This window comes from Lacipirellulaceae bacterium (genome assembly GCA_040218535.1).
Classification (GTDB): Bacteria; Planctomycetota; Planctomycetia; order Pirellulales; family Lacipirellulaceae; genus Adhaeretor.
Genome location: JAVJRG010000005.1, coordinates 1,709,872 through 1,727,054, shown reverse-complemented (window position 1 = coordinate 1,727,054; position 17,183 = coordinate 1,709,872). Strand labels below are relative to the sequence as shown.

Annotated in this window: 13 protein-coding genes and 1 tRNA gene; 3 read left to right on the top strand and 11 right to left on the bottom strand. The window is 55.3% G+C overall.

Annotation, left to right across the window (positions count from 1 at the left end):
- Positions 1–54 precede the first annotated feature (54 nt).
- Positions 55–1,086 (bottom strand): Gfo/Idh/MocA family oxidoreductase, encoded by a 1,032-nt coding sequence (locus RIB44_07085; protein ID MEQ8616342.1) that lies wholly within the window; start codon positions 1,084–1,086, stop codon positions 55–57.
- A 210-nt stretch (positions 1,087–1,296) separates the two neighbouring features.
- A complete protein-coding gene (locus RIB44_07080) occupies positions 1,297–1,917 on the bottom strand; it encodes a nucleoside triphosphate pyrophosphatase (GenBank protein ID MEQ8616341.1) in 621 nt (206 codons plus the stop codon).
- A gap of 81 nt (positions 1,918–1,998) precedes the next feature.
- Between RIB44_07080 and RIB44_07075 the strand changes: the two genes are divergently transcribed.
- A complete protein-coding gene (locus tag RIB44_07075; protein ID MEQ8616340.1) occupies positions 1,999–2,712 on the top strand; it encodes an RluA family pseudouridine synthase in 714 nt (237 codons plus the stop codon).
- A gap of 108 nt (positions 2,713–2,820) precedes the next feature.
- The gene (locus tag RIB44_07070; protein MEQ8616339.1) at positions 2,821–4,188 is read left to right on the top strand and encodes a serine/threonine-protein kinase; all 1,368 of its coding nucleotides are present in this window, start codon (positions 2,821–2,823) and stop codon (positions 4,186–4,188) included.
- Positions 4,189–4,196: 8 nt separating this feature from the next.
- Here the strand turns inward: RIB44_07070 and RIB44_07065 are convergent, their stop codons facing one another.
- The 8 genes from RIB44_07065 to RIB44_07030 all read right to left on the bottom strand — a co-directional run bounded on the left by RIB44_07065 (position 4,197) and on the right by RIB44_07030 (position 15,934).
- Positions 4,197–5,669, bottom strand: coding sequence for a hypothetical protein (locus RIB44_07065; GenBank protein MEQ8616338.1), 1,473 nt, complete (start codon positions 5,667–5,669; stop codon positions 4,197–4,199).
- A 31-nt stretch (positions 5,670–5,700) separates the two neighbouring features.
- Complete coding sequence (locus RIB44_07060) at positions 5,701–8,076, bottom strand: ABC transporter substrate-binding protein (GenBank protein MEQ8616337.1); 2,376 nt, start codon at positions 8,074–8,076, stop codon at positions 5,701–5,703.
- A gap of 9 nt (positions 8,077–8,085) precedes the next feature.
- A complete protein-coding gene (locus RIB44_07055; GenBank protein ID MEQ8616336.1) occupies positions 8,086–11,511 on the bottom strand; it encodes a PQQ-binding-like beta-propeller repeat protein in 3,426 nt (1,141 codons plus the stop codon).
- A 68-nt stretch (positions 11,512–11,579) separates the two neighbouring features.
- Positions 11,580–12,074, bottom strand: coding sequence for a biopolymer transporter ExbD (locus tag RIB44_07050; GenBank protein MEQ8616335.1), 495 nt, complete (start codon positions 12,072–12,074; stop codon positions 11,580–11,582).
- A 10-nt stretch (positions 12,075–12,084) separates the two neighbouring features.
- On the bottom strand, positions 12,085–12,573 hold the full coding sequence (locus tag RIB44_07045) for a biopolymer transporter ExbD (protein ID MEQ8616334.1): 489 nt from the start codon (positions 12,571–12,573) through the stop codon (positions 12,085–12,087).
- A 56-nt stretch (positions 12,574–12,629) separates the two neighbouring features.
- The gene (locus RIB44_07040) at positions 12,630–13,262 is read right to left on the bottom strand and encodes a MotA/TolQ/ExbB proton channel family protein (GenBank protein ID MEQ8616333.1); all 633 of its coding nucleotides are present in this window, start codon (positions 13,260–13,262) and stop codon (positions 12,630–12,632) included.
- Between the two features lie 37 nt (positions 13,263–13,299).
- Positions 13,300–14,163 carry a hypothetical protein gene (locus RIB44_07035; GenBank protein ID MEQ8616332.1) on the bottom strand — a complete coding sequence of 288 codons (864 nt, stop codon included), beginning with the start codon at positions 14,161–14,163 and terminating at the stop codon, positions 13,300–13,302.
- A gap of 118 nt (positions 14,164–14,281) precedes the next feature.
- The gene (locus RIB44_07030; GenBank protein ID MEQ8616331.1) at positions 14,282–15,934 is read right to left on the bottom strand and encodes a prenyltransferase/squalene oxidase repeat-containing protein; all 1,653 of its coding nucleotides are present in this window, start codon (positions 15,932–15,934) and stop codon (positions 14,282–14,284) included.
- A 450-nt stretch (positions 15,935–16,384) separates the two neighbouring features.
- Between RIB44_07030 and RIB44_07025 the strand changes: the two genes are divergently transcribed.
- Positions 16,385–16,457 (top strand) — tRNA-Phe (locus RIB44_07025).
- A gap of 98 nt (positions 16,458–16,555) precedes the next feature.
- Here the strand turns inward: RIB44_07025 and RIB44_07020 are convergent.
- Positions 16,556–16,876: an HU family DNA-binding protein gene (locus tag RIB44_07020; protein MEQ8616330.1), complete on the bottom strand. Its 321-nt coding sequence runs from the start codon at positions 16,874–16,876 to the stop codon at positions 16,556–16,558.
- Between the last annotated feature and the right edge of the window lie 307 nt (positions 16,877–17,183).

The window sequence follows — 17,183 nt, the reverse complement described above, 5'->3', positions numbered from 1 at the left end:
GTCGGACGAAGTCTCTTTATCTGCCTAGCACCTGTCAATGTCATTTACCCTGCATCAGCACAGAACCCGATGCCCTTGGTTGGCAAACTCAATCGCACGATTCGCAATGCAGATTGCCCGGTGAGCATCCTCTAGGCTGGAACTTTTCAGCACCAAGCTCTCGACCGCGCGATGAAAGTGCAGCAGGAGTTGCTCGCCAACCGGGCGCTCATGTTCGAGCGACTCAAGATGGTGTCCCGCATCGTCGAACCAGGAGACGGTGTTTGGCAGGTCGACAAAGGCAATGCCCCGCTCGCAGACAACCTTCAAGTCAGCGGGGCGGCGATAAGAGAGGGACTCTCCCCAGGAGCGTGGGATATACTGGCCGCAACTGATGGTTGCGATTGGGCCTGATCCGGGATTCTTTTCCGATGAGAAGTCGAGATTCACCGAGAAGTAGTCGGTCGTGGGAAGGTCGCTCTGGGCGATTGATGATCTGCTGGCCGAAGAGTTAAAACGCGTCGAAGTCAGTGCTGTGGGTTCGCCTTCGACGAGGTAACGACACCAGTCGATCAGTTCGACAAGATCGCGACCACAACGCGAAGTTTTTTCCAGTTTCTGGCCCTCGTTTTTGTTCGAGGTGATCCGACGACGATTGCAAAAGAGCAACCGCGGGGGACCAAGCCGCGTGGCGATCAGTTCTTTCAATCGCAGGGTGGCAGGCGACAGCCGGCAGGGAAACTCTGCCATGAAAGCGACCCCGGCTTTTTCTAAGCGTTCTCGGAGTTGGGCCGCTTGGGTGTCTTCAAGTTCTAAAGCTGCGCTGCAATAGACGGCTTTTCCATAGTCACAGGCGGCATGAATCGGAAGTTCGCCGAACCACTTGGCCGAGAGCAGCAGAACCGCGTCCACGTCGTTACGGCATGTCAATGCCCGGAAGCCGTCAGAGACTTGGGCGTTCAGCTCGCGTGCGACGGCGGCAGCTCGATGTTGCACAGGATCGCAAACCGCCACGACTTGGTAGCGATCTCCCAGAGCCCTCAACGCAGGGAGATGCCTCGATTGCCAAGCCGCTCCAATTCCGATCACGCCGACGCGAAGCTTCATGGCTGTGGGTTTCCGAGAAGAGGCTTGTGAAAGAAATGGAAGAGAAATTTCTTCACAGTATTCTATCCCCACTCGTGCTCGTTGTCACTCTTGCCAATATGTAGCCCTATCGCTCCGCGATAGGATAGCAACCTCCTTGAAGAGGGCTGAGCACATGAAAAGTTTATTCGCCTTCTCAGCTTCGGCGGTTCCTGTCGCGGAGCGACAGGGCTACGGTTTGTTAGGACGACGGCTCGCTAGCATCTCGGAGAGCAACTCCATTGGTAAACCGATGACGTTCGACTCGCTGCCCTTCAAAAGATGTAGCCAACCGACGCGATCCTGATAGCCGATAGCCCCCGCCTTGGCTCGCCAGAGGCCACTCTCCATGTACTCGTCCAGCGACTCGTCGGAAAGATCGTCCATGCGAAGCTCGGAAACCGCAAGTCGCGTGTCGACCTCAGAGAGTTCCCCGCGACTAGAACAATTGGCAAGCGTCAATCCACTGTAGACGCGATGCACGGTACCGCGCAGCCGTCGAAGCATGTCCGCGGCGTGGTCTTCGCTGGTCGGCTTGCCGAGAATCTGGCCTTGGCACTCCGCCACCGTGTCGCAAGCAATGAGCAACGCATCGTCTGAGAGTTGCGCGGTTGCTTCCCTTATCTGAGCCGCCACGTCAGAGGCTTTGCTTTGGGCAAGCTCCGTGACCAGTTCCGCGGGACCACATTGCGTGCAGATGCCTGACTCCGCGCCGTCTCTTGGTGGAATAATCTGAAACGCAAAGCCAGCATCTGTCAGCAATCGCTGTCGCTGGGGAGAGGAACTGGCGAGGACGATTGGGTGCGAACTCATGCTTTATCAGTCTATGACGTGTTAGTGGTCGTGAGTATCCTGGATTGCATCTGCTTGGGGCAGCTCACAAGTATAAGAATTATGGCCGACCGTGCTAAACATTGGGAAGTTCTATTCGAGGACAACCATTTGCTGGCAATCAATAAGCCTGCAGGGTTGGCCACCATGGGCGTTGCTGAGCAGGAAGCGAGTCTCGTCAAGGAAGCGAAGCTCTACCTCGCTGAAAAGTACGACAAGCCCGGCAACGTTTACCTTGGCGTTGTAAGCCGTCTGGATGCAGTCGTTAGTGGCGTTGTGCTTTTCGCAAGAACTTCGAAAGCAGCGTCTCGCCTCACCGAAGCCTTTCGATCTCGGTCTGTCAAGAAAACTTATCTTGCAGTCGTAGCAGGCGTGCCTGATGAGCCTGAAGCAGCGCTTGAGCATTACGTCCGCAAGGATGAACGGCAGCAGAAAATGCACACGACGCATGGAGAAATGACAGACGCGAAACTTGCTAAGCTCTCATACCAAACTTTGAGCCATGAGGGGGACTATTCGCTTCTTGAGGTAAAGCTTGAGACCGGCAGAAAACACCAGATTCGCGTTCAACTCTCCAAGATCGGGCATCCCATCTTTGGGGATGGTAAATACGGGAGCGAAGAGACTTTCCAAGAAGGGATAGCACTGCATGCCTATCGCTTGGAATTGGAACATCCGGTTCGAAAAGAGCCGTTGAAGTTATTCGCATCATTACCCAAAGCTTGGAAATCCTCTTCGCGTTTAAGATTCGCAGCAGAATTGATGACGGATAGCTAAACAGGAAGCATTTAGAGGACCATTTCGCGATTGGCCCTGGCACCACCGGTGCGTTAAACTGTGGCAACTGCTCTTGCTCTGTTGATGTTCTGCTCCTGAGGCTTTGAATTGTCTGACAAGCCGTTCTCAATTCTCGAACAAGCTGGTCTTGCTAGTGGGTTGCTGACGCAGAGTCAGATCGACGAGGCGTGGAGCAGGATCGCCCACACTGCCGCCGATGCTGATCGTTCGCTGGACGAGGGAACGGACCAAGAGTTGGCGGACTGTCTGGTTGAGCAAGGCGTGCTTAATCGTTGGCAGGCAGTTCAACTGCTGGAAGGTCGTACGAAGTTTACGCTCGGCCCCTATCGAGTACTCGATACGATCGGTCGAGGCGGTATGGGGTACGTCTTCAAGTGCGAGCACCAACTGTTGGGTCGCATCGAGGCAATTAAGGTTTTGCCGAAGACGCACATGGCTCCTGAGTCGGTTGCTAGTTTCTGCCGCGAGATTCGCGCTCAGGCACAACTTGATCATCCGAACCTTGTGCGGCTTTCCTTCGCTGATCAAGACGGCGACATCTACTACCTTGTGACGGAGTACGTCCCGGGTTCCGACTTGCGGAAGCTGATCCACAACCACGGCCCACTTTCCTTTCTGCAAGCTGCATTGGTGATCTCTCAGGCCGCTTTAGCCCTCGACCATGCCCACCAGAACGGCTTGGTTCATCGCGATGTCAAGCCAGGGAATATTCTGGTTACGCCGACCGGGGTCGCCAAATTGGCCGATCTGGGGCTTGCGGTCTTCTCCTCAGAGGAAGGCCCTGAAGGAAAGGCTGCGAAAAAGACGATCGTCGGGACACCAGACTTTCTGGCTCCCGAAGCGATTCTCCGTCCCGAAGAGATCCTACCTGCAAGCGACATCTATGCTCTCGGCTGCACCTTCTACTATGCGGTCACGGGAAAGGTTCCCTTTCCCGGAGGTGCGACTCGCGACAAGCTCCGTAGGCAGTTGGAAGAACTTCCGATCACGCCGCAGCGTTTGGTTGGTGAACTTGAGCCTGGAATTGTCGATTTGATTGCAGACATGATGCGTAAGCAGCCAGAGTTGAGAATCAGCAGTGCGGCAGAAGTGGTTGAAAGGTTGGAACAGTGGTCGAGCCACATCGACACCTCGACCTGGGAAGAACTAGGTGAGTACGTCACAATTGCGAGCAGCGAAGAGGACGATGGTCCCTTGCATGAAACAACGCCTGTTGAGTCAAGCGAAATCACCGCGGTGCGGGATGCTCGCGAAGGGACAGCGCAACTTTTTGCAGAAGGCTCGGCGTCAAGTGAAGAGAACGCTCCTGAAGCCGTGAAGATCGACTCGATTCAACCAGCCGAGGAGTCAGGCGAAGAATTCTTTGGGCTTGGCCGACCACTTGCTGCCTTGATTGCGCTCGCGACGATGGCCGCGTTGGTGGCGATCGCTTCGGTCATTACGAACAGTCTCTGAAGACCGGCTCAGCCGCCCTTGCTTGCCGCGGTAACTTCGCTCTGCAGTTCGGTAATCGGACGCGAGTCGAGAAACTTCACCAGCAGTGTCTGCGTATCTGAGAAGAGCTTATCGATCCGCTTTTGAATAGCCGGGTCCTCCGAGGAGCTTCCTCGCTGAGCCGCCTTGATAATGCGATCGAAGAAGGAACGACCCGGCAAATCGTTCAAGTCCGCCATGATATCCTGTGCTTGCTTTACTTCTCCTGCCTTCAGCTTGGCTCGAATTCTCGCCATGTAGATGGCTCTCCGAGCAACGAGGTCGATCAGCTGCTCACGAATTTCCGTGAGTTCCGCCTGAGCACGGAGCCGAACCGGATCGTCAGCAATAGGGGCTTCAAGGAGCGGAGTCACGCCCGGGGCGACCGGGATTTTCGCAAGCAACTGGCTGTCGCTTCGCAGGAACAACATCGTGACTGGTTTTTCGCCGGGAGGCACAGAGACGATGCCATTAGCGTCGGTAACACCGAGAGAGTCTGAGGTTTCCTTCTCGTCATCTCGCAGGAACACCTCATACCCTGGTAATGGCTGATCTTTCGATCGGCGAGCGTAGAACCGCACCTCGGTTGCTTCGGCTGGCTGCCGGAGGCCAATCGCCAGCTTCTGAACGGTTCCCCGGCGGCGTGTGCCGAACGGCCTTCGTGCTCCGGTAAAGACTTTGGCACGCCACTCGGTCGCGTCCGGTTCGGTTGTGGAAAGATACGTCCACGGAATTGGCAGGATGCCATTGGGGACGAGCTCACCCGTGCGATCCGTGCGTCGCAGGACCGGTAGAAAAACTTGATCTGGCTTCACCAGCGGAACGGACTCCGTGTCCGAACGATATGGCAATTCACTGCCGCGAAAAATGAGCCTTACCTTGGTGTCATCTTTAGGGATCGTCTCGATCGTTGCCAAAGGCGAAAAGGCTTCGGTGAGCATTTGAAATGCCTGTTCGGGTAGCATGCTGCGTTGTCGCACCTGTCTTGTCACCGGCTTTCCCCAACGACGTGCGTAAACGTCGTATTCACGGCATCGCAGCAAATAGCCGCCGGGCTGGGCCACGACGATCAAGGTTTGCAGTTTATCGAAGCGTTTGAGTTCTTCAGGAATCTCTTCCCAAGTAAAGTCAGGAAGCTCGTTGGCCAGCGCTCGCCTTTCTGTCGGCGAGGCGAGTTCCACCTTGAGATCCCAAAGCGGCATGAGCGTCGCCTCAGTCCGTCGAGAGATCTTCGTGGCGATCGTCTCCGCAAGTCGGCCCTCTGGTTGGGTTTCGCCGTGCAGAGCTATTTTCAAGTGAACTCTGTAAGGCGACAATGCCCAGAACTTGTCGTCGGCGGCACGGCTCGAAGGGACTGAAACTAACGTTAAGAGCACTAGCGACATCAAGCATCGCAACACGCAGGCCGGGCGACATTGCCAAACACGGCTCAACTCACGGTGATAGAGGTGTGATGCGATCATGTAGAAATTCTGCGTGGGCGTCTCAAGCAACTCACTGGATGGCTTTCTGCCACTGGTTGACATTTTGGTAGAGCGTGACAGGCTTCTTGCCGACACCTCTTAGGCCTATTCGGTAGGCGAAGTGATTGACCGTTTGCCAGAGCGGAATGACCGGCAGATCGTAGTGAGCGATTTCGTGAATCTCTTTGAGTTGGGAGCTAGCCTCTTTCCAATTGCTCGCCTCATCAAGCCGGTCGAGCGCGAGATTCATATAGGCCGTCGAGTGACCGGCCAAGCCGCCCGGCCCGAGCAGTCGACGTGCTTGAGTGACCGGCTCGTTGATGGCCAACTCGGTGTAAAGCAGGTCGTACTCTGTGGACTTGGAATCCTCAGGATCGCTGACAGAGAGCGCGGGAAGCTCTTTCAACTCAACGGGTATTCCCACACCATCGAGCTGCAGCTTCATCGTTTGGCAGGTGAGCTGGGCGACAGGGCTATTGTGATAGGCGAGTATCAAAGGTTTGGCCGGAGGGAGCTTCGGCTTACCCTCCCCCTCTTCGTCGGCCGGTTTTTCCTTGGCCTTCTCCTTCTGCATAGCGGCCTTTTGCTTCGCGATGTTGGTTCTTGCCACGCTCGAAAGAACCGAGGCCAGCCTGGGCTCGTAAGGCCGCGGAAGCAGCTCTTTTTTGTAGGCGTAGGAAACCGGATCGTTGAGCGAGCTGCCCGCGGGGAACGGGCCGCTAAGAACGCGGTAGCCCGATCGCTGGGCGCCGGCGAGTAGAATTTTCTCAACGATGTCTTCGCGATCGAGGGCGTAACAGAGAGCGCGTCGAAACTCTCGCGTCGCCAAAAGCGGATTTTCATAATTGAGCCGCAACACATGCACCGTCGGCAAACGGTAAGGCTCAACCACAATTCCCCGGACGGTTTCTAAGCGTTCCAACTGCCACACCGGCACCCGATCAATCGCGTCGACCTCGCCGCTGACCAAGGCGGCAATGGCACTCTCGTCATTTGGGTATTGAATTTCGACGATGTTGCTTGGCCCTGGATTTCCACTAGGGTCTCTTTGGAAACGGACGAGACGCTTGTCGTCAGGACTTTGGTTGACGCTGGGAGAGAACCAAGTGCCTCGCGCGGCAGGTTGTTCCGTGACGGTACGTAGTGACGTTTGCAGTAGCGCTTCGGGCCTTATGTGAGGACGAGTCCAGTGAATACTCACGGTGCGACCTTCACTAATCGAGACACTCTTCAGCAGGTCGGCGATCACTTGCGAATAAGCGGCCTTGGTTGAGTCAGTCATCGCGAGCACAACTCTAGCGATGGCATCGGCGGTTACGCTGCTGCCTTGGGGAACTTCATCGAGGCGGAGCGTCGTCACCACCCCAGCGTCATTTGTGCTGAGTTTACCCCAGCGGCACTGATAGTCTCCTCCTTCCGCACCGAAACCGGTCATCTGCACAAGTTTGGGATCCGTGAGGCCAGCGGTTCGCACCGCTTCAAAGGTGAGCTCCCGTCCGAGTGACTCGAAGCTCTCCCAGGCTGAGACACCAACACGGACTTCAGGAGCTGCTTTCTGGATTCTCGCAAGGAGATCAGCAGCCGCTTTCAGGTCGGGCAGGATGTCGTAAGCCGCTTGAACTCCAGCACGTGCTTCGTCATAGTTTTTCGCAGCGAAAGCTGCTTCGCCAATCTTTAATTTCTCGCGTGCGGCTCGCTCAAACTTGCGTTGCCAATCAGCTAAGTTTCTCAGATTGAGTTTTGGGAAGGTTTTGCGAATCGATTCGAGCGTCGCCCTCGCCGCGGCATAGTTGCCTTCGCTCAGATGTTTTTGGATGAGCTTATCGCTGACGATCGGCGTGGCTTTGATCAGTCCGCGGTGTTGCGGATTGCGTTGATAGAGTGCTGCAAGGATTGTGAGCGATTCATCCGAGTTGCCGCTAGCGAAGGTGGCCGAGGCATCTTGGATGAGGTAGTCCTGTGAGGCCGCTTCAAGACCCGGAAGGTCCGCGTAGTTCTTGTGCAGGAAAGTGAAAAAGGCAAAAGCCTGAATAAAGTCTTTCTTCTTCGTCAGACGAATCGCTTCTTTGAGGACAAGTTCTTCGTAAAGTTCCACCCTGGCAACCGACTTCCAATCCACGGAGAGTTGCTTGGAGGGCTGGCTGATCATGCTCAGCTTCATTGTGCCTGAATCAGGCAGGGGACTCGGCACTTTCCGGTTAGGGAAATCAAGCAGTACCGTTTCGATCGGCTTTCCGCTCTTGAGCGTCACCAGATCGAACGCGGGCCGATCGATGAGCCGCTCAACGGGTGCCTCCGCCGCCTTTACCACTTGGCTCCTCATGCCGACAAGCAGACACGCACAAGCAACAGCGAACCAAGCTGGTCGCGATCGAGTGATGAGCGTTTGTAGCAGTGTAGTCGGCATACAAAGTGATTAGGGTTGGTCAACGAGTACCAAGACGCCATCAGAGGTGACGAACGTGATCAGCGAACCGAAAGCCGTGGGGCCACTCACGAAGGGGCGGTTGGTTTCTACCGAGGCAAGTTTGCTTCCGTCGGTTGGGCTTAACTTAAGAACCTGGCCGTCGCGGAGTCCAATGACAATCGAATCGCTCGTGATCAGGGGTTGCTCAGTTGGGATGTCCCCCTTGAGCGGTTGCCGCCAGAGTACGTCGTCCTTACCGACCAAGAGCAATTCCTCGGTATCAAGCGCGAGAAGCAAGCCCTGATTGGAAGCGAACGGTCCCCAAGTGATTTGACCTCCGAGGGCGATTCCATCCCCTGGCTCTAGATCGGGCAAATTAAATGAGGTCAGCCGACCCGCGGCGTTGCCAGCAAAGATACGGCCACCGACTGTGGCAAGTGGTGAAGTCAACGGCGACGCCCCCACATCAGTCGCAGCTACGGCCTGGAGGTGAGGCTGCGGTTTGGGCTCTAGCTTCAAGAGATAAATCTTCTCGACACCATCGCTGATTGCCACATACGATTCGCTTCCCGCTTCAACAGCAGCCGGTCTTAGCCAATCAACCGTTTCTCCTGGGCGAAGTTCAGGTTGGAAGGCGGTCGCTGCCTCAGACCCCCGAATTGCATCAAGGTAGAAAACCTGACCGAGGGTTGTGGGAACGATGAATCCTTTGTTCCAGGCAATTGGTGGACTGGCGAGCGGTCCAGGAATTGACAGAGTCCTCGGTTTCGAACCGGAAACGCTGTGAACCATTTCTTTCAGTTCGATCCCGCTAGCAAGCAGTTGGTTCTGCTGCGAACTGACCAGAGCCGTCAGTGGGGCGCTGGGCCGATCAGCCGGACTGAATGCCTGCGTTACGGCCCCGCGTTTCACCGAACCCTGATCAGCACGATACAGGGTGCCCGAGGAATCCATCGCGAGAAGAGTTTTTCCATCTGCCAATGCTGGACCGGAAAGTGGCATGGCGAGCGTGGTCTCCCAGAGGCTTTCCCCTGGTCCTGAATCCATTGCCGCGACAATTGCCCCTGCGGCATCTTTAGGGCGGCGGACGTGAATGACGAGATCGCCAACTGCCCGCAGCGGGCCATCGAAGACATCGCCGATGTAATCACGATCCACGCTGCGGACTGGCAAGCGATTCCCCGTTGGCAAGACTGCGAGTTTCAGTAACTCGTTGCCGGCTAGCCAAAGATGTTTGTTGAGCATCAACCCTCGCCGGGCAATTTGAGCCCCACGATCCGCGTCACGGCTGGCAAGCTGAACGATCGCGTCATCACCCTCTCCGGAACCAACCTCATAGACCGTTGCTTGACCCAGAGAAGTGACCGCTGCAACGCGACGGCCATCCGCCAACAACGGCGTCGTAATCAAACCCTTGAGCTTTTTCTGAGCCGTGATGGTATCGGCGGCCGCGTTCTTATCGAGCGAAAGGACATGCAGTGTGGAGGTTTCTGTGCCGGTGTTTTCTGCGACAAGCAGCTTGTTGAGAACTGGTAACGGTGCGACCTTAATGCTCCCGTCGGCGTGCGCCATATAATGAACTCCCACACAAGAAAAATCGGTGTTCGACAGGGTGTAGATGTTTGAGTGGTCGCCGGCCAGATAAATGTGCTGCTTACCTGCGTTCACCGCCGGTGGGGTTGGCATTGGTTGGCTGAATTGAACCGTTCCAGTAAGCATCCCGTCAGTAGCAGAAAGCACGTACAATTTGCCTGACTGTCCCGTTACCAGGATATCTTTTCCTGAAATTACAGGTGTCGAGAGCTGATCAGCCAGCGGCTGTCGCCAGCGGAGTCTGCCCGAGGAAGCATCCAGGCAGATCAGATCGCCCGTGGTTGCTTCCCAGCTTATGACCTGCCCGTCGTGCTGCACTGGCTCGCTGTTGATGGTCCTCCCGATGGAACGTCTCCACATCAGCGAGCCATCGCTCGCGTTCAGACCAAACAGTCCGCTGTCGATCGCGATCACTGCAACACCAGAGATACCTGCTTTGGTTTTGCCGCTACGCTGGGCAAGAGCAACCTCGGCGCGAATTGGACTCTCCCGTTCTTCCGTGATGGCCGCTTGGGATACTTTCTCAAACGACACGGAAGCCTGTTCGGCGGAAGCGATCTCTAGCACCTTGTTGGCAAGTTGCTCTTCATCACGCAGGCTTGGATACTTCCGGACAAGCTCTTTGTAGGCAGTGAAGGCCAAAGCGGGTTCTTTGGAACTGATCGCTTTGTCAATATCTCCCAAAGTGTTGGCCAAATCTGTATCGCGTTCCTGGCGGCGACGCACCCGGTTGAGCGTTTCCTCAACCACGGAAAGTCGATCGTCCTGACGGTACGAAGTGGGCACGAACTTGGTGTTGGCACTCAGCGCCAACGCCTGCTCGGTTTGTTCGATGCGTTTCGCCACCGTCTCCGGGTCCTCAGCATTCTCTGCCTGCGAGGAAAGCCCCTCGGCGATCTCGGCAAGTAGAGAAGAGAGTTCGCTCTTGGAAACGGTATCCTCGGCGAAGCTTTCCTCTTCTTCGATTGCGTCGAGCTCCGTTTTTGCTACTTCAAGGGCGTTGTCGAACTTCTTGGTATTCTGCGTTGCTTTCCAAATTCGCGTCATGCCCAGACGCACCTTGGATTGGCTGTATTCGGGATGGCCCTCAAAGCTCTCGACGAACTTTTCATAGGCCTCGATCGACTGGCCGTAGGACTGGCTCTCAAAGGAACTAGTCGCTTCGGCGAGGATGGCATCGGCGTTTTCCCGCGTTAGCAACCAGTAAATGAGCCCACCCGCGATCAGCAGGACAATCAGCCCGCCACCACCAAGGAGCAATAACGGCGAGTCCCATTCGTTTTGTTTGGCCCGTTTGCGATCCTTCTTCTTCCGACCTTTTTTCTTGCCAGATGCTCCCTCAGCAGCTTCAACGCTGTCCAGCAAAGGGTCGTGTCCGGTGTCCTCAGCCGTCAAAGTGGGATCAACGAGCAGGCCGCTGCTGGAGGGCAAGTCGTCGATCGCGCTGACTTCTTCGCTGACAACTGGCGTGACTTCGGCAGGTTCAACAGCCTTGACGGGAGCTACTGGCGTTTCTGGCTCGACGGGCTGTGGCTTAGGCGGAGCAGGCTCGTTGGGGATCATCGGCTTTGGCTCAGCCGCTGCCTGTTCGTCCGGCTGCTCAGCCATTGGAACGAATCCCAGGATGCTTGATTCGGCCTTATTGCTGACCGTGAGAGTCGTCGTGAGTAGGTCCTTCGCCTGACGTCGGGTGATTAGCTCCTTCTTGACCAAATACTTGAGCACCGACTTCGCGGTAACACGACTATCCCCTTGCGAGACTTTCGCGCGAATCTTGTCGACGATGCTCTTCGAAACGAGTTGTCGATCCTCAAGAATGTTTAGAAAGTCTTCAGTCTTCATGATTGTGAGCGGGGTAGCCGTGGGACGATCCCGGCGTGCCGGGACGGTTAATGAGTTGGTTGGGTGAGCTAGTAATCGAGGTCGCCATCCTCGTAGAACATCAGGCTGATCTCTTCGATTCCGACGGTCGGACCTGAGTCGAGCGCGTAAACCATCGTTTCGTGACGCGCATCACCGTGGGCCTGGACGAGCAGCTTCGTCGGGCCGTCCTTTCCCGTCCCCTTGGCTTCGCGAACCTTCGTGCGCATCTCAGCTGGAGAAAGGGCCCGCTGCTCGTCCTCCCATTTGGGAGCACCGATCCAATAGACGTTGTCTTCGTCAACGCGAATGATGATCGAATCATCCTCAGGCTCTTCGACAACTTCAGTGGGGGCCGCGTCGTCGTCATCCACGGGGGGCACGCTGATTGCCTTCTGAACCGCGAATGCCGCGGTGATCATGAAGAAAATTAGCAGCAGGAACGTGACATCCACCATGGGCGTCAGGTCCATTCCGTCCTCGTCAACGCCACCTTGCGGGGCGTCTTCGAAAACGTCAGTGCTGAGATAATCGTCTGCGGGCATGGCTGCTGGATTACTGATCCGACTCTCTGACGGCAATGTGAATGTTGATGTTTTCGACTTTGGAGGCCCCTTTCACAACACGTTCAACGTCGCGGCAGGCCACGTTGCGATCGGCTTTGATCATCGCGTGAACTTTGGCCGGGTCCTTTTCCTGTTCGGTCTCAATCGCGATGCGGATATCTTCTTTCAACTCGTCGGGGTCTTCGGAAAGCTGCGTACCGTCCTCGAGAAAAACAGGGGCCGAATCGACGCCGCCGGCACGGATCTCAAACACAATCGATTCACGCTCTCCGACTCCCTGTCCGTTGCGAGCCTTCGCCAGTTCCAACTCACTCTGCGAGTCGATGTTGGAGCAAACGATAAAGAAAATCAGCAACAGGAAAGTCACGTCGATCATCGGCGTGATGTCCATGTCTGGATCTTCAAGAGGCTCCTTGCCGCTGCGCAGATCGGGAGCCTCGTCGAGTTCGTCTTCCCAATCTGCGGCGGTGGTGGACATGGAAATTTCTGTGTGGTTGGTATCGTCGAGATTCGCTGGAGCGAATCTCGACTCTCTTAATTGCCTGGGGCGATCGACTTGATGGTTTCGAACAAGCGACCGAGGCCGATGCCAACGAGGTCCTCCATTTTGCGAATGCGAACATTAATGCTCGCGGTGGCAAGGACCAACGGAACGGCAATGGCCAATCCGCAGGCCGTGGTAATTAGCGCGAATTGAATGTCTTTAGCCATCTCCGTAGCGTCGACTTGCTCGCTGCCGCCGAGCTTCGCGAACGCTCCCATCATGCCCATGACCGTGCCAAGCAGCCCGATCATCGGGGCACTCTTGATTACCGTGCCAACCCAGCTTAGGCGATGCTCAATGTCGGCCATCACGTCTTGCTGGAACCGCTCTGCGACCCGCCGGCGAAGCTTGGTGAAACCGAGCTCACGATTCTCAACGGCAAACAGCGACAACTGGGGTAGTGCGCGTCGATCTCCGTCGCAGACCTCAACGGCCGCATCGTAGTTGCGAGAGGAAAGAGCCTGCTCAACCTCACCCAGAAATTCGTCTTGTTCCTCTTCGTCGGTGAAGCGAGTCTGAGAGACACGTCGCCAGACCATGATCACGCAGTAACCACCCCACAGGGCGATGATCGCTAGGACGACGTAAACAAAGTAGCCAATGTATTGCAGCAGTAGTGTCATTGAATCTCTTTAGTAGTCAGTTTCCAGAAGGTACCGATCAGAAGTATTTCTGATCGATGACTTGAAAGTCGTAACCACTCCCTTTGCTTACGACGGTGAAAATTGTTTCGCGGATGTCGTTGGCGTCGCGTCCGCCGCTGTGTTCAAACTCAATCGTGTAGAGGATCTCCTCAACACTAAACGGAAAAAAGAGCACCTTGAAGTTCCCACGGTTGGCGATACCTGCCTTGCGAGCAAGATCGTTGATCAATGCCGGCATAGGGCCATCAGTAGGAAGTGTTCTTCCCCACGGGGAGTATTCCTTTGAAGGTTTGGATTCGACTTTTCTTCCTTTCAAAAAGTCATAGGCAACATGTACTTGGTTGTCGCGGCCTAAGACACCAACGCGAATGCCGTATTGATCAAGCCACTCTTGAAAGGCTTTCGGGGATTCCGGCTCAAAGCGTATCTTCCAGCGTTCCCAGCGAGGCACTCTTTCAACCACGCCGTCGCCTCCTGGACCTAGTTGCCTGGAGTCTCCCAGTCCACTTCCCTTCCCCGCCTCGTTGGCCGCGTCGATCGCTTGATCGCTGAGGATGGCCATGTTGCTGGAAACGGTCGCCGTTAGTGCGTCGAGCGTGTCTTGCAGTTGAGGCTCCGCCAATTCAGGGGCATCCTCCACGCCTGGCGGATCGGGCTCGTCGGAAATGCCCATGTTGGCGTTTGCGCTACTGGCTTCCCGCGGCACGACCATTATGGGACGAGCTGACGAGTTGAACTTGTTGGCAAAGAAAACCACAGCCAATCCCAGCACAGAGAGCCCCACCATGACCAACAGCGCGATCAACAGCGTCGCTGTCCGATCGTAGGAGTTCACCTGGAGGCGATACTCAGCGCGTTGTTCGGGAGTGGTGGCGGACATGGCTGGCAGGTTGGAGTCTACGGAAGCTCTAGATCGTCTAGTTTAGCAAGACAAACGCTAGTTTTCAGTCTTCAGTTGTCAATTTCCCCGTGAACAACGCGGCCAGAGTGGTGACACGCTAGGGCAACGGTGGAGCATTGGGGCGGACGGTCGAGTACCAAGTCTTCCATTTATCGATCGCCTCGAATTTTCTAGCTTCGGCTTCTTCAGAATTAAAGTTGTCTGGCATCCCGAACCCTTCAAACTTGCGGCTAACAAGCCTGAGTCCATCGCGCGCTTCACGGACGACCCGGGGGTCAGGGTCGGTCAGGGCGAAGATCAGGGTTGGAGCGTAATCGATCGATCGCAGGCGAGAGAGGGCTCGGACTGATAGTAAGCGAGCCGGAGGTGGACCGCTGCGGATGACTTGTTCCAAACGGCGAGTCTCTTTCGGGCTGATGTCGTTGACGACAAGCGCAGCGGGATTGTCGATCAAGGCATCAAGCGACTCGGCGTCGTCACCGTTAAGCATGCCGAGCATTTCGTCAACGGCAGTAGGCTTCTGCTCAACGATCAACTTGCCCGATTTCGTGAACTTGGCTTTGGAAAGGTCCGAGGGTAGGCCGCGTCCACCGACCAGCGTTCCTTCACCGAGTTGATGGAGGCTTTGACGAGTGGACCTCAGCAAGAAGAGAACTGCAAAAGCCGTCGCACAGCTCGGCTCTGATTCGCCATCCGAATCCCAGCTACCATCTTCGTTTTGGGTCTTCTTTAGGTATTCGTACCCCTTGTTGTACCAATCTGGTTCAGGGTTCACGTCGCCAGTGAGGTACTCTTCGAAGCTCTTATAGCGTTCCAGCGAATAGAGGTAGTAAAGACTGTAGGTGCCGCCGTTGTCGATGCTGAAGTTCTTGTCCATCCACTGTCGCCCATCCGCCATTGACTTTAGTAATCGAGATCGGTCAACCGCACCGGTTCCTTGCAGCGTGGGAATTTCTTTCTCTTTTTCGCCTTTGACAGGTCTCAGCTCGGGGGGGAGCTCTTCTTCTGGTGGTTTTTCAGTCCCTGCTTGTCCCGCTTTGAGTTCGCCCAACATGTTCCCGCAAATGAGCACACTGCTCAGTCCAGCCGCCAACATACAGGGACTGGTTCGGCTTTGTTGGGTACGGTCAAAACTCTTCGGATCGATTCCCTGATAACCCCAAACTCCAGATGGGTCTTGCGTTCTCAAAAGCCAATTAGCGCACTTCTCAACGGCACCGACGGAAGGCCGAGTACCATGACGCAGCAGCTCCCAATAGGCAAGTGCGGCGTACTGGGTCTGGGAGGTATCTCCCTTTTTCGTGGAGAGATATGAATAGCCGCCATGTTGCTTTTGATGCTGGGCCATCATCGAGGCATACTTGCCGATAAGCCCGCGATGCTTGCTGGAGTCGACTTCAGACAAAAAGATAACCGCGAGAGCTTTGCTGTAGATGTAGCTAAACTTCTGTTGAGCAGCTACTTCCGCCTCGCATGCCTCAATCGCATCGACAATCCGCGAATGCGTCTTGGGTCTGCCAGCCTTATAGAAGGCCAGCCCAATGATGCATTTCCCGCCCAGACGCTCCTCGGCTTCCTTTTCTAGGAACTTGAGTCCCTTCTCGTAAAGCTCAATGACCTCTGGGCTCTCAGGAGTCACTGCGTGCGCAAGCGAACCACCAACACCCAAAAGTGCGAAGCCTAGTACGAACGTAGAACAAGAGTTTGAGAGGGAGGCCTGATGCTGCGGTCGCTTGGAGACACCGTGCATGTGCGGCTCGCTGTTTAGGTGGGATTCAAGTTGTTCCGTAGGGCACAGCAGAGACTTCAACCCACTAGGCAACTTTGACAACCTGAACCAAGGGCAGGCAGCGGACGTCTGTTGATAGGGTTCAAAAATTGCTGAAAGGCTCGGTAATTGGACTGTTACCGAAAACTTTTGCTCTGCAAGCCGTGTTGACATAGTAACTTGGAGAATTTGGCAATGTCAACCAGCCCACGCTCCGGCGTCAGATGCACGACAGCATTTACCCCTGGGGTTAGTTCGGCGTTCGCTGCCCAACTGGAGGGCAGGCAGGATTGGACCGGTTGCAACGACCCAGCAGGCTTTGATATAGCGGGAGCGGCGTTTGAGCCAATTGACACTCCGGTTGTGCCGACTTAACTTTGATCAATGGACGTAAATCGTTTCGCCAAGGTTGGCTTAGCGATTTGCTACCAAGGACAGATAGCTCAGTTGGTAGAGCACGGCCCTGAAAAGGCCGGTGTCGGCGGTTCGAGCCCGCCTCTGTCCACTTTTGAAGTGTCCCTATTTTGCATTGAAAGTAAAAAGCCCGTTGCATCGGAAGATGCAACGGGCTTTTAGCATTTCGAGTCTTCAGAGCTCAATCACTCAAACCATGTCTTTGAGCTTCTTGAGCGGACGAATCTTGATCACGTTGCGGGCAGGCTTGGCCTTGAACATCTGCTTTTCCTTGGTGAAAGGGTTAATACCTTCACGAGCTGGAACGGCAGGCTTCTTTTGCACAACGATTTTGCAGAGCCCGGGCAGAGTAAAGGTTTCAGGACCTTTTTTGCCGAGCGACTTAGCGATCTCGTCGGTCAGTGCGTCGAATACTGCGGCAACTTCTTTCTTTGAAACGCCTGTGGATTCGGCAATGTTGTTGAAAATCTCGGTCTTGGTGGGCGGTTTTTTTGCTGCGGCCTTAGCCATTGTGGGAAACCTCCTAAATGAATCGGGGTAGGTGAACTTGTGGTTCGGTTTAGCTGGCGGGGCAATGCTTGCTGCTCAGCTCCAATGTTTCGCGACGTGCTTGATTTAAGTTCTGCTGGCACCAAATTACAAGGCGCGAGCTAACAAAAAACGCTGGAAAAACAGGCACTTTTACCTATCTTTCCCTCGCCGGTGTCCGGCTCAGCTCGACGATCTCCAGTTGAAATCAATTGAACAAGAGTGATTGAACCCTCCAACGCTAGGCCATAAACTTAGCTATACAAGCGACTTACAGCCTTTTGAGAGC